Consider the following 12397-nt stretch of genomic DNA (forward strand, 5'->3'; position numbering starts at 1 on the left):
CCGGGCCTTCTACCGTCCGGCCGGTCGTTGTTCCTCAGTACTGGTCCAGGTCCTCGAACGAGGAGCCCGGGTCATCGATGTTCCCGAAGTCTCCGAAGTCGGTGAAGAAGCCGACCACCACGTCGGCCAGCTGGTATGCGCACAAGGAGAAGGCCAGGAAGATCACGCCGAACACGACGCAGACGACCACTCCTCGCCCGGCCTTGCGCGTGGGGGCGGCCTGGGCGGGGTTCGCCGGGTCGTAGAACACCTCGATCTCGGCGCCGCTCAGATGGGACCGGAACGAGCCCAGGTCCTCGAGCACCGTCGTGACGTCCTGCCCCATGTCGGTGCGGAAGGTGACCACCGGTCGATAGGACGTGCGTCCGTCAGACCAGGATTGCAGCTGATTGTCGACAACCCGGGCGGTCGCCCGCCGACCGGAGCCGGCGAGCGCACGAAGCTGGCTCCACCGTCGCGCCCCCGCGACAAGCAAGCCCACCCCGATCAGCGCGGGAATGCCCACGATGAGCACGGCGACAAGCTTCACGAGCCAGCTGAGGTTATCGATCATGGCCAGAACCTAGTGCACCTGCGGCGATCCCGAAGGCCGTCTCCTCACCTGCCTTTTGCCGGTCGGAACTGTTGTCGTCGATCTTGACGACGCGGGGACCATGCCCTACATTGATGCCGTCAATTGTGGCCCGGTCTCTGTCGCTCCTGGCTTGCTGAGGTGTGCCTTGTCAGCTAGGCCAGAAGACACGAAAAAGGACAGTCCTGTGCCTCGCAATTCTCTTCGTTTCCGGCTGGTCGACTCCCCCGACTCCTTCGGCGGGAAACGACGCGCCCAGCGAGCAGCCTGGCTCTCCCAGACCTTCCCCCAACTCGCCGACATGACCGTCCTCGACCTCGGCGGCCGAGTCGGCAGCTGGACCGATGTGCCCGTCCGGCCCGCGCACGTCCACGTCGTCAACCTCGAACCACTGCCCGCCGAGCTGCCGGACTGGGCCGAGGCGGACCATGCCGACGCCTGCGCCCTCCCCGACAGCATCGCCTCACGACGCTACGACCTCGTCTTCAGCAACAGCGTCCTCGAGCACGTCGGCGGCCACGAACAACGACGACGCATGGCCGAGGCGATCCGCACGCTCGCCCCGAACCACTGGGTGCAGACCCCGTACCGCTACTTCCCGATCGAGCCCCACTGGGTGGCGCCCGGCATGCAGTTCCTACCCGTGCCCGCCCGGGTCGCGGTCGCCCGCAAATGGCCGCTCGCCTACACCCCGGGAAAAAGCTGGGAAGCGGCGATGAAGCAGGTCCTCACCACGGAGCTCGTCGGGCGCGCCGAAATGCGCTACCTGTTCCCCGACAGCGAGATCCGCGCCGAACGACTCCTCGGCATGACCAAGTCTTTGATAGCCGTCCGCTCGGCGTAAGGCGGGGTCAGTAGTTTCAGAACATCAGTTGGCGCGCCTGTTGGGAACAGGCGGTCAACTCCGCGACGTCACGGTCGGGAACGACGCCGTTGCGCTCCCGGATGAGTGCCAGGAAGCCCTCCGGCACGGCGACGTGATGGCGGCGTACGAAATAGGCGAAGTCCTTGCGCCACAGCCAGTCCCCGTCCGTGAGGACGGTGGACCCGTTCATGACCTGCCGAGTGGGCTCGAACGGGTCGTCGGCGACATCCATGACATCGATCAGGACGTGGCCGGCGTTCAGGTAGCCGACCACCTGGCCGATGTCGGGTAGCTCCTCGCCGGTGACGTGGTCAAAGATGCTCTCCTGCGGTTCGGTCGAGCGGACCGGCCCGAACTCAACGAACATCCCCGCCGTCTTCAGTTGGCCCTTGTGCGTCATCGCCCACCGTTCGGGTCGAAGGTCTCCCATTCGCCGCCTCCCCGGATGAGCGGCTCCTGCCCCACCGGACCATACCGGTCGACACCCACGGCGTTCGTCGGCGCCATTACCGGCACTCCGAGGGCGACGGCGACCTGCTGCGCTGCGGGCGGGACGCCGGCATCCGGGTCGACCGTGCCGGTGTGGCAGGACACCAGACGAACCGGCCCGCCGTCGTAGTGCGGGTTGTTGCGGATTGCGTCGGCGATCTGGTTCGGGTGGGTGAAGTTGGCCGGGTAGTCCGCGCCGTCGGCGCCCACCTGGCCGGGCCGGAACAAACCATTGCGTTCGCCGTGGACAACTACGTCGTGGTAGCCGGGTTCCGGCGCGACCGCGTCGAAGTTGCGCATGGTGGAGCTGTCGTAGCCGATGGCGGTACTACCTGGCCGGTAGTAGACGGGATCGCCGGCTGGTAGGTGGGAGTCCGGTGGCCGGGACGGCGCCTGGGGGTGGGCCGCGGGGTCGTCCCAGTCCGACCGGCGGCCCATCGGGTCGATTCCCGTGTCGTCCGGAGTACCGGCGCGACCGTCCGGTCCGGCGCCAGCCGGCGCCTGCGTGCCGTCGCTGCGGGTGAGCCGGCGCAGTAGGTCGCGGAGTTCGTCGATGGCAGCGCCGAGGTGCGTCAGCATCGGCTTGAGTCGGCGCAGGCTGTTGAGCAGACCCATGACCAGTTTGGAGATCTTCGCGGCCCACTTCGCCACCAAGCTGCCTACCTGGGAGGCCACCAGCGGCGTGGCCAGGCCAAGCGTGAGTCCTTCCTCGGCAAGCCACATGGGCAGGCGCACCGCCAACACCGAGACAAAATCGGCGATCAGGTCGCGGACCATCTCCCGGACCAAGGCCACCAGCAGCCCGGCGCCCTCCACGATGGACCCGATGCCGGAAGCGGCGCGCTTCAGCGCATCCATCGCAGCAAGCTGCGCCCCTGTGTGGCCGCGATAGGCCTCGGCAGCCGGACCCGCCCAGTCGCTGAGCTGGCGAGTCATCGCATCCCGCAGGTCACCGGCCATGTCGGCGGTGCTGGCCGCGACGTTGCGCCAGGTCTGGGCGTACGCGGCGATCTGGTCCGGGTCGCCGGCGAGCCAGTCCAGCGCGTCGGACAGCGGCTTGACGTGCTCGATCAGCCAGGCCACCCCCCAACTGACCAGCGACCCGATCGGATCCACCACGAGACCCAGGGCCTCCAGCGACGCCGAGACGCCACCGATGGTGGAGTCGATCCAGCTGCCGGACTCCACGCCCTGCACGGTGTCGGTAATGCTCTCGGCGATCCCGATGCCGCTGTACCACTGCGTGGAGTCCTGACGCCCCGCGATCAACGGGTTGACGGTATCCGCCGTCATAGCGGCAACTCGATCCGCCGGCCCGCCCCGGCCACCCTCCGAGACCCGGCCTGATCGGTTGCCTCAGTGCTCGTAGCAGCCGAACGCAGGTCGACGGCAGTCTCCCTCAGCGCGGCGGCGCACTCGGTCAACGCGTCCACCGTTGGGTCGGCCAGCCGATCGATCAACCCGGGCAGGAACGCGCACAACTTGCCATACGCCTCGCCGCCCAACTGCACCTGCGCGGCCGCCGCCCGCCCGAGCTCCATCCCGTCCGCAACCTGATCCACAGCGCCTGCATGCGCGGCGACCGCCGCCGGCGAAATCTGGAACCCGTCACCCGGCATGCCAGCCCTTCCGCTGCGCGAGCTTGGGGGCGGTCGCCGGAAGCGGGAACCGGCGAGTAAAGCTGTTCAACAAAGCCAACCAAGATTGCAGCCAGTCCTCGGCACGGCCCATGTCACCGTTCAGCACGTACGCGCCTCCCCTATGCGGACATCGAACCGCACCAAGTCAACCACAGCCGATCAGGTACACCGATCGACTGAGAATGGTTCCCTTGACTCCCCTTTACGGCCGAAGCCGAACGCCTCGAGCCCAGCACAGGTAACAATGGGCCTCTTCCGCGAAGACCTGATGCGTGAGCCTGCGATAAGGGCGCCCCTTGAGGCCGGTGGGCATGAGACCCCCATACAGCGGCGCTCAGAGCCGTGGACCGGGTCGCTTGAAGCCGGCGCTACGGCCCCCTGGCTAGCGGCTCTTTACACACTGCCACTGATGTAGTCAGGCCTTCCGCCCGCCTCGACCCCCTCAAGAACCGAAATAAAACGATTCATCCGCTTTGCCTGTTGGGCCAACGAAGCTAGATCAACTCATGTACATTCCTCGAAGCGAGAGGGCGGACTTCCTCCTTCGCAAACTCAGGAGAAGTACTTTGCGATATAGCAAGATTTGGTTCGTCACGGGTGCCATCATCGCGGGCATGGCAGTTCCCGCTGTAGCCGAAGCCGCTCCGCCCGGCCCCGACTTCGCCCCCGTTATCTGCGAACGGGGTCATCAGTCTGCTCGCTTCGTGTCCAAGGTGAAGTCCAATGTCATCACGCACAAGAAGAAGGTTTCGATCGCGGACGGCATGACCGGTTCGAAGTCCATCACCACCACGGTCGAGCGCTCGGTGTCTGCAAGCGTCACATTCAACCAATCGACTCAGATTTCGGCGAGTGTCGTCATCGCGTCGCTGGAAGGGGCGATTGGTCTGGAGCTTGCTTCCAACCTCTCCCAAACTTCCACCAACTCGCAGACCTTCAACATGAATTTCAACAAGCCGGGGACCTACATCGTCTTCGATGGCGTGGAAAAGGCGTCCGGGGCTTGGACCGGCAGCAAGTGCAACAGCAACGGAACGGCGTTGGTGCCGGTGAGTGGAAAGGCGACCTCGTGGGCGATCGGCCACGAAGGATCCATCAACTGCGCCTCGAACTACCGCGCGGGTTCCATGCAAGCGAAGGCGAAGGAATATTGCTGACAGCGTGGTGCAGCGCCCGGCGGCTCTCGGCTGCCCTGGTAGCCGGCACTCTCACGATGGCTGCCGCGGCATGCTCGGCAGAAGGCACTAGCCGCGACGCCACCCCTCAAGCCGCACGCACCTCGGCTGACTCGACGCCGCGGGACCCGTCTGGAGGGGTTCCCTCGGTGACGGCAACCTCTGGCGACAATGGCAATCCGCGCTGTGCCGTGCAGATGGGCGAGGCGGAAGCGGGGAATCTGGTGTTACGAAGGCTGGACAACGGCGAGGCGTCGTCGTTCGGTGTCGAAGCCTTCGGACTCGATACCGAGGCGTGCCAAACGGCGACCCGGACGACGGCGATGCCGGCAACGCCGGCCTGCTCGGGGATCTTTCCGTGGATTGAAGGAGACGTCGACCACCGGCGCCAGGTGCTCGGGGCGGCCGGCGCACACCTGGTGGCATCCGCCAACGTCGACGGCCGCCTGCACCAGGTGCTGGTGAAGTTCGACAAGACAGCGCCCGCGCTCGCCCGGCTCAGCGACTTCGCGTCGCAATGCGGCGGACGGGAGGATGCCACGACAAACAGCATCCGCCGCTGGCGCATCGCCGCAGACGCGGAACGCGAAACCTGGATGCTCATGTCCGGCGGCACGGTCCTCTATCTCCGCTTCGACATGAAGATCGGTGACGGATTCACGTCCCGCCAGGTCCGACAGGTAGCGGATGACGCCATGAGAGTGACCGCGAGCTAGGAAACGGCGCGCTCCCGGTGGATCAGTGCCAACTCCCGGCGGCGGCAATGCGTTCTTCGAGGGACGTCACCACGTCACCGTAAGCACAAAGCCGCCCCGAACGGATTTCTCGTCAATGCTGACGCGGCCGCTGTTGATGGCGCCGCCGAACGACAGGTCTTGGCGGGGAAAGCCACCGGCGAGGATGTCGATCAGTTGAGGCCGCCGTCGCCGGAGAACAGGGAGCCGAGCAGCATCGCGCCACACCTCCGATGCGGGTGAGGTGGCGCGGGCCGCGTGTCGTCCACGAGGTCGCCGCTGTCGGCCGACTCGTCGTGTGCGTGTGGGTGCCCGGTGCGATCCAGTACGACGGCGGCCCGCGGCGGGGCGGAACGGAGAGTGTCAGCGGCGCGGGGTTTCCTGTGGATCAGTCGGTGAGCAGAGATCACCAACGTGGACCTTCGTTCTTCCATAGGGCTCCACCTGGTCAATGACTTGATCGTGTGCTCTACGTCATGCGGTGGTAGTGGGATCGCCGGGCGTCGGTGCCCCGGCGGGGTGCGGGCGTCGCACGTGGGCAAGTGCGGCGTTGACTCGGTCATTGGCCTCGGCCAGCGATATCGCGGCGCCGATCATGCAAAGCACGGCCAGGACGACCGCGACGGCAAGGAGGTCGCTCATGCCGGCGTGCTGGCGGCCGGCGCCGGGACGAGCGTGCGGGCCATGCCGCCGCGCCGGCGGATCAGCCGGCCGTCGGCGATCAGGCCATCCAGGTGATAGGCCACGGTGGACACGGCTAGCCCGGTGGCGGCGGCGATCTCGGCCACCCCACTCTTTGCCGATACCTCAAGAGTCGCACCAGCGCTTCCGGTAGGAGCGCGCCTGCAGTGAGGGCACCGCGGGCGGACAAAATGTCCGGTATAGGTCCGCCTGCTCCGCGCATAATGCTTCGCGTGACGCAGAGTTCCTCTCGGCGGCCCTCGACTACCTGGTTCTTCGCAGTGTCGATTGCCCTCCTAGCTGTCGGCGCGCTTCTTCTAGGCCTCGGCCTCGGCTTAGATAGCGCCGAAAAAATGCTCAGCATTGTCGGCTCGCTAGCGGGCGTAGTCGGCGCGGCGGTCGGCATGGTGGCGCTGTTGCGTGCCCGCGCTGCCCCGGCCACGTCGGCTGAGCACGATGTCACGCCGTCTCCGCGCGCTGTACCGGCGGGAGGTATCTCCTCGGGCCGCGATACTTACATTTCGGGCCGCGATACCCACATTGGGCACAAGGTCAGCACGGGTGGTTTGCTGGCGGTAGGCGGAGTTTTGGCCACGCTCTACCTGGTGCTTGGTGCCGTCGGGGTGGCACAATCGGAGGCAGGCGACACTGCGACCGGGGACCAAATTTTGAATCTGCCAACCGGGAGAAACGCAAAGCCGGCTGACCCCGATGGCAACGCCGCGGCGCAAGCAGACACTCTCGCTGACAGGCAACAATCCCGGCGTCTGTCACTAAAACTGTCAACCTCAACAGTCCGACTCGGGGACACTTATGTAGCGACCGTAACTGGTCTTAGCCCGGGCGAGCGTGTCCTGTTGCACTGGACGGGTTCATCTAGCGGGACGATCGGGATTGCCGCTGCCGATTCGGACGGTAGAGCGCGCATGACCGTGCGCGAAGGAGCCGAGCCTGGAAGCTACACGATCAGGGCCGACGCTGAACGTTCGGCGCAGACCGCGGAGGCGCCCCTGCTGGTGGTTTCAGGGGGCTGACGCAGGTTGCCATCACTCATTCGCCGCGATCCGCCCGCCGAGTCGAGGTGAGGCCGGCACAGACGGCCAATCACCCCCTGCGGTCGAGGGACCGGGCGCCGTCGCGCACGGCGGCGGCGAACCGGTCGGGTTGGCGGGGTGACGGCGGTCTCTCCCGCGTCGTACACCGGCCCGTCCCCGACCTTTGACCAGGGCGGACAGGTTGATGACCTGCTCGCGCAGGTCGGCCGGGCCGCTCACCCCCGCCCCGGTGATCGAGTACGGCGTGGTGGTGAGGCGCCGGGTGGCCGTGGCCGCGGCCGGGGCGGCACGCTCGATGCCCTGCACGAAACCCGCCACGACTTGATCGCCGATGCCGGCGAACACGCGCGATGGTGAGGCGATGCCCAGCGCGGAGCGGGCCGCGCCGATGACGCTGGCGCCGAGGTTGCGCGCGACCGGCACGATCGGCGGCGCCACATAACCTACTCTCCACACCAGAATGGCACAGAGTGCCCGCCGCTCCTCACCCGGCTTATCGCGCTGCCTGGACGGGTGAGATGTCAGGTGCAGGCTGTACCCCAGCGACTTCGTGGCACAGAGTAGAACGATGGACACTGCTAAATGCTTCCCAAATGGATGGAACGCAGTTGCCTCAGCATCGCCTAATTCGCAACTCGCGGGTGTAGTCGCAGGATTTGTGTTCACCGGCCTAGTTATCCTCCTGGGTAAACCGGGACCAAAAAGCACTCAAGCGATAGGGCTATTTTGCGCCGCTTTCGTATGTTTAGCTTTCGACAGCTATTTGTACGGCCTTGTGGTCGGACAGAGCACTGATAGCGTGTGCCCTCGCATGTGGAGTGAGGTGATGCCAGCAGGTGGAATGCTAGGAGTTGGTGGAGTCGCCGCCATTAGCGGAATCGCATGGCTGTTGGCGAGCTACCTTGACGAAGCGTCCGGCAGGGCCGACGGCGGCGGCGCATCTGTGGCGACTCGGCGTGACCTTCATCGGCTGACAACCGTAATGGTGCACGGAATGACGGTCACTGTCTCACTTCTGTTGGTCAGTGCCACCCTCGACTATCTGGACAAGGTTCTGGTCCACGGCACTAAGGGCTGGATGACGATGGCCGCGTATGCGGTCCCACTCGCTGTTGCCGGAACAGCAATCACCATGGCTTTTCTCCGCGCCCGTCGGTTACGGGGCGCCACTGCTCCACAAGCTGCTTCGGAGAAGGCCGCAGCAACAAGCACCACAGCAAGTGCAATTGGAATCCTAATCTATGCGCTTACTGGGCCAATCACGGCTGGTGGGATTTTCGTGAACCTCCCACCATCAGTGTGGTCGCCGACTCCAACATGGCTGATCCTGATCGGAGTCCTTCTCGGCCTCGGTTTTCCAGGCGCTCTCCTAGTGATGCTGGCGCTCGCGGCTCCACCACTGAAGTATCCAGGAGTGAGTCTCGAAATCTTCAGTCATCCAGCCAGGCGCTCTGACGAATCCAAGCGGTCACACGGCTCTAAGGAAGCGGCGGTCGAGCCGAAGAAGAGTCCGATCAAAGACGTCCCGAAAACTCATGAATCTGAAAGTTAACGCGGATCCCAAATCGAAACAAGCGACTTGGCGGCGTCCATTTTGGTCAGGGTGAGCTTGACCGCGCGCACGAAGTCGGGTGCGGTGCCCTCGTCGGGTCCGTCTGTGTCGGTGATGATACCGGTCCCGATGTAGCAGTTGACCACCGAGCGGTCGCGCAGGTTGGGGGCGCCGTAGTCGCGGATCCACCGCATCGAGAATCCGCCGTAGGACTCGGACCGGCCGAAGGCGGCGCCCTGCGGGGCCGGGCACGTACGCAGTACGCATCGACGGCTACAACCGGGGCACGCGGGACGAAGACGAGATGCCGGTGGGCGGGCCGTTCCCTCAGCGTTTCCCCGGACGGTCGGAGTCGTATCGCTTCACGATGTGGCAGACCTCGGATGAACCGAGGTGGGACGAGGAGGATGAGTAGCCGGAGCTGCCGCTCATCCTCCTCTGCCTGACTAAGTTAGGGACGTATCAAGATCGCGGACGCGGAGCTCACCGAATTGGTGCAGACGACCGGCAGCACGCTGCAAGAACTCACCGGCATCGGCCCGTCCGGATCCGCTCGTCTGCTTGGCGATATCGGTGACATCAGCCGTTTCGCCAGCCGCGGGCACTTCGCGTCCTGGAACGGCACCGCACCCATCGACGCCTCGTCCGGCGACCAGAACCGGCACCGGCTGTCGCGGGCCGGGAACCGGCGCATCAACCGGGTCCTGCACATCATGGCCGTGGTCCAGCTGCGCCGTGACACCGAAGGCCGCCGCTACTACCGGCGCAAACTCGCCGCCGGCAAAACCCCAATGGAAGCGATGCGAGCGCTGAAACGCCGCCTGTCCGACATCGTCTACCGGCGCATGGTCGCCGACGCCATAGCCGCTAGGACGGGCCCGGGAGGACACCTGGGGGCGACTCTGCAATCCAGCGCGGCCGACCCAAACCCCATGATCGACACTTCGGAAAAGTCACTTCCCGGACCCGCCGCACCCCAGCCTAGAACACCCCTACGCGCGGCATTGATGGCATGAAGGAGCGGGGCCTCGCTCCTCGTGACTCCCGGCGGGATGCTCGGGGTGCTCACGTCAGACGACGAAGGAGGCCCCACATGTCAGCAGAGTACGACGGGCAGCAATACGTGGGTATCGATCTGCATCGCCGCCGGTCGGTGATCGTGCGGATGGACTCGGACGGGCAGCGGCTGGACACCGTCCGCGTCGACAACGACGCGATGGCACTCGCCGCGCAGGTCGCCAAGGCCGGAGAGCATCCACAGGTCGTCCTGGAAGCCACTTACGGCTGGTACTGGGCCGCCGACGTGTTGGCCGAGGCGGGCGCTGAGGTGCACCTGGCGCACCCGCTCGGGGTGAAAGGGTTCGCCTACCGGCGGGTCAAGAACGACGTCCGCGACGCCGCCGATCTGGCGGATCTGCTGCGGATGGGTCGGCTGCCCGAAGGTTGGATCGCTCCACCGGCGGTCCGTGAGTTGCGGGAGATGGTGCGGCACCGGGCCAAACTGGTCGCCTCGCGCAGCGGCCTGAAAGCCTCCGTGCACGCGGTGCTGGCCAAACAGGGCCTGCACCCGCCGGTGACGGACCTGTTCGGTGTCAGCGGCCGGCATTGGTTGAGCGCGGCGCCGCTGGACGCGGCTTATCGGCTGCGGGTCAACGCGCTGCTGCGGCTGATCGACGCCGTCGATTTCGAGATCACCGCGGTCGCCGGACCGCTGCGCGCGGCCCTCGCTGATCACCCGGGCTTCCGGGCGGTGCAGAAGATCCCCGGCGTCGGTCCGGTCCTGGCGGCAGTCTTCGTCGCGGAGATCGGCGATGTGGGCCGCTTCGCCAGCCCGGCGCACCTGAGCTCGTGGGCCGGACTGACGCCCAAACATCGCGAGTCCGACACCGTCGTGCGGCGCGGCCCGATCACCAAACAAGGCTCCACCCTGGTGCGGTAGGCCGCGGTCGAAGCCGCCCAGGGCGCCCGCAATGCCGACTGGCTCAGCCAGACGCGCACCCGCATCGCTGAACGCAGGGGCCGCAACATCGCCACCGTCGCGGTGGCCCGCAAGCTGCTCACCTACGTCTACTACGGCCTACGCGACGGGCACACCCGCGCCCTCGAGCAGACTCCGAAGGCGGCATGAGCAGGCTCGGACGTGACCGGACGCGGGTCGTTCTGTGTCTGACCCCCGACGGCCGACGGCGTGGTCGCCCTCCTTGATGGATGACACAGAGGTGTCCAAAAGAGTGTATGGCTTCCGAAGGCTCAAGTGGCGGCAATCAAGAAATCATCGACTGCTTCGGTGCCGCCGGTTACCGTGTCGGCATGACATCTACGGGGGCTCGCAGTATGCCAGAGCACACCGTCGACTGCTGGATGGCCGCAGCCGTCATCGCGCGTTTCCCTCAAGCGTTGATATGGGCGCCGACTCAGCAGGTCGTGGATCGAAACTGGGATGTAGCTTTTACTTTCGGCCCTGGCAAGGCAATGATTTTCGAGAATAAGGGCACGAGGCCGCAGTCGGCAAAAAACGATCATCATGTCGTGGACATCAATCTTCGTCAGCTGCGCGGGTATAGGAGCCTGGGCGGCGCTCCTGTCTACTACCTGATACCTGCGCCTCGCTGGCCGTCGCGGCAGGCCATGGTTGCCAATCAGCCGCTTGACCCAGTGCCGTGGGCTGCTGCATGTCGTACTGGCAGTCTATGCGTAGATCGGCACGACGGTGTCCCACATAGCGGCTTTGATAAATGGTCATATGTGATATCCGAGAATGATCTATGGGATCACCTGAGAACGAAGGGCCCGATTTCGTCAACTGCGAAAAGTCGAACAAGACTAACGACTGATCTCGCCTTAGCTTCCGGGCCGCTTACCCTACATGACTTCCTTGAAGGAGTTGCATCCTGTCACCAGGGTGGCGAACCGTTCGATTCCGTTGAAGCCGCACAGAAATGGTGGTCTAGTCGCCAAGTCCTTAAGCCCTCATCGTCCGGAACAGAATCCGGGGGATCGACTTCGACCACCAAGAAGCTATCGACGGGAACACTCGCAGTGTTCATACCGTTCCCGCACGCTACAATGCAATAGGCGTCCGTCCGCAGGAACTGCACTCAACTCGGCACGATAGCGCCTGCGGCGCTCTCCGGTTGCGCGCGGCGCACTCTTCTTGATCGCAGACTTGGTGGTAAACAGGCATTCTTGTCGTCGCCTCCGGGCGACGGGCGTTACTCCCAGTCGTGCAAGCTGAACGAAGCACCCGCCTGGATCTGCCGTAGCGCTTCGGCTGGATACTCGACCATGTCACTGGGCGGATCATCCGCATCCGACACCCAGACCAGCTCAGAACACTTGTGGGGCTCCCGGTTAGCTGGCTCGCCGACCCAACTCTCTGCCCGAAAGAAGAACCCCACTCGTGCTGCACCCTGCGGGTTGCGGTGGTGCATCACGTGCACGCATCTCAGCTCTTCCCGTGCCACGCTGATGCCAACTTCCTCCTCAGCCTCGCGAATCACCGCCGCGACGACATCCTCATCCTCCTCGAGGTGTCCCGACGGGACTGTCTCGCTAACGGTGTTTCCGGCGTCTTTGGTTAGTAGGTTTCGGCGGCCGGGAACCGGTCGCCGAAGGTGATCGAGAAGGCGTTCAGG

General features: G+C 65.3%; 15 protein-coding genes. 6 read left to right on the forward strand and 9 right to left on the reverse strand.

Features of this window, described 5'->3' with window-relative positions; translation table 11 throughout:
* Positions 1-34: 34 nt before the first annotated feature.
* Positions 35-553: a DUF3592 domain-containing protein gene (locus AB0M36_RS32090; protein ID WP_364165251.1), complete on the reverse strand. Its 519-nt coding sequence runs from the start codon at positions 551-553 to the stop codon at positions 35-37.
* A gap of 205 nt (positions 554-758) precedes the next feature.
* Here AB0M36_RS32090 and AB0M36_RS32095 point away from each other — a divergent pair, with 205 nt between their 5' ends.
* Entirely contained in the window at positions 759-1415 is a 657-nt protein-coding gene (locus tag AB0M36_RS32095) for a methyltransferase domain-containing protein (RefSeq protein ID WP_364165254.1), read from the forward strand.
* A gap of 16 nt (positions 1416-1431) precedes the next feature.
* Here the strand turns inward: AB0M36_RS32095 and AB0M36_RS32100 are convergent, their stop codons facing one another.
* From AB0M36_RS32100 to AB0M36_RS32110, 3 genes are read right to left on the reverse strand one after another with little or no spacing between them, the layout of a single operon-like run.
* Positions 1432-1866 (reverse strand): hypothetical protein, encoded by a 435-nt coding sequence (locus AB0M36_RS32100; RefSeq protein WP_364165256.1) that lies wholly within the window; start codon positions 1864-1866, stop codon positions 1432-1434.
* Complete coding sequence (locus AB0M36_RS32105) at positions 1833-3218, reverse strand: hypothetical protein (protein WP_364165259.1); 1386 nt, start codon at positions 3216-3218, stop codon at positions 1833-1835. The genes AB0M36_RS32100 and AB0M36_RS32105 overlap by 34 nt, the downstream gene beginning before the upstream one ends.
* A complete protein-coding gene (locus AB0M36_RS32110) occupies positions 3215-3544 on the reverse strand; it encodes a type VII secretion target (RefSeq protein WP_364165262.1) in 330 nt (109 codons plus the stop codon). The genes AB0M36_RS32105 and AB0M36_RS32110 overlap by 4 nt, the downstream gene beginning before the upstream one ends.
* Positions 3545-4179: 635 nt before the next feature.
* On the opposite strand from AB0M36_RS32110, the gene AB0M36_RS32115 reads away from it, so the two are divergent.
* Together AB0M36_RS32115 and AB0M36_RS32120 are read left to right on the forward strand one after the other, a co-directional pair.
* Positions 4180-4722 carry a hypothetical protein gene (locus AB0M36_RS32115; RefSeq protein WP_364165264.1) on the forward strand — a complete coding sequence of 181 codons (543 nt, stop codon included), beginning with the start codon at positions 4180-4182 and terminating at the stop codon, positions 4720-4722.
* Positions 4723-4778: 56 nt separating this feature from the next.
* A complete protein-coding gene (locus tag AB0M36_RS32120) occupies positions 4779-5456 on the forward strand; it encodes a hypothetical protein (protein WP_364165267.1) in 678 nt (225 codons plus the stop codon).
* Between the two features lie 492 nt (positions 5457-5948).
* Here AB0M36_RS32120 and AB0M36_RS32125 read toward each other — a convergent pair whose 3' ends face one another.
* From AB0M36_RS32125 to AB0M36_RS32135, 3 genes are all read right to left on the reverse strand, one after another.
* Positions 5949-6116 (reverse strand): hypothetical protein, encoded by a 168-nt coding sequence (locus AB0M36_RS32125; protein ID WP_364165269.1) that lies wholly within the window; start codon positions 6114-6116, stop codon positions 5949-5951.
* Complete coding sequence (locus tag AB0M36_RS32130; RefSeq protein WP_364165272.1) at positions 6113-6262, reverse strand: winged helix-turn-helix domain-containing protein; 150 nt, start codon at positions 6260-6262, stop codon at positions 6113-6115. Before AB0M36_RS32130 ends, AB0M36_RS32125 begins: the two co-directional genes overlap by 4 nt.
* Positions 6263-7201: 939 nt before the next feature.
* Positions 7202-7648 (reverse strand): hypothetical protein, encoded by a 447-nt coding sequence (locus AB0M36_RS32135; RefSeq protein ID WP_364165275.1) that lies wholly within the window; start codon positions 7646-7648, stop codon positions 7202-7204.
* A 373-nt stretch (positions 7649-8021) separates the two neighbouring features.
* Here AB0M36_RS32135 and AB0M36_RS32140 point away from each other — a divergent pair, with 373 nt between their 5' ends.
* Entirely contained in the window at positions 8022-8762 is a 741-nt protein-coding gene (locus AB0M36_RS32140; RefSeq protein WP_364165278.1) for a hypothetical protein, read from the forward strand.
* On the opposite strand, the gene AB0M36_RS32145 is transcribed toward AB0M36_RS32140, so the two are convergent.
* The gene (locus AB0M36_RS32145) at positions 8759-8956 is read right to left on the reverse strand and encodes a hypothetical protein (RefSeq protein ID WP_364165281.1); all 198 of its coding nucleotides are present in this window, start codon (positions 8954-8956) and stop codon (positions 8759-8761) included. The two genes, AB0M36_RS32140 and AB0M36_RS32145, sit on opposite strands and share 4 nt — an antisense overlap.
* 300 nt (positions 8957-9256) lie before the next feature.
* Between AB0M36_RS32145 and AB0M36_RS32150 the strand changes: the two genes are divergently transcribed.
* Both AB0M36_RS32150 and AB0M36_RS32155 read left to right on the forward strand, forming a co-directional pair.
* Positions 9257-9778: a transposase gene (locus AB0M36_RS32150; protein ID WP_364165298.1), complete on the forward strand. Its 522-nt coding sequence runs from the start codon at positions 9257-9259 to the stop codon at positions 9776-9778.
* A gap of 77 nt (positions 9779-9855) precedes the next feature.
* The gene (locus tag AB0M36_RS32155) at positions 9856-10701 is read left to right on the forward strand and encodes an IS110 family transposase (protein ID WP_364165284.1); all 846 of its coding nucleotides are present in this window, start codon (positions 9856-9858) and stop codon (positions 10699-10701) included.
* A 1273-nt stretch (positions 10702-11974) separates the two neighbouring features.
* On the opposite strand, the gene AB0M36_RS32160 is transcribed toward AB0M36_RS32155, so the two are convergent.
* A partial coding sequence (locus AB0M36_RS32160; protein WP_364165285.1) for an NUDIX domain-containing protein occupies positions 11975-12397 on the reverse strand: 423 nt, incomplete at its 5' end.

Origin of the sequence: Actinoplanes sp. NPDC051346 (assembly GCF_040682215.1) — a bacterium.
Classification (GTDB): Bacteria; Actinomycetota; Actinomycetes; order Mycobacteriales; family Micromonosporaceae; genus Actinoplanes.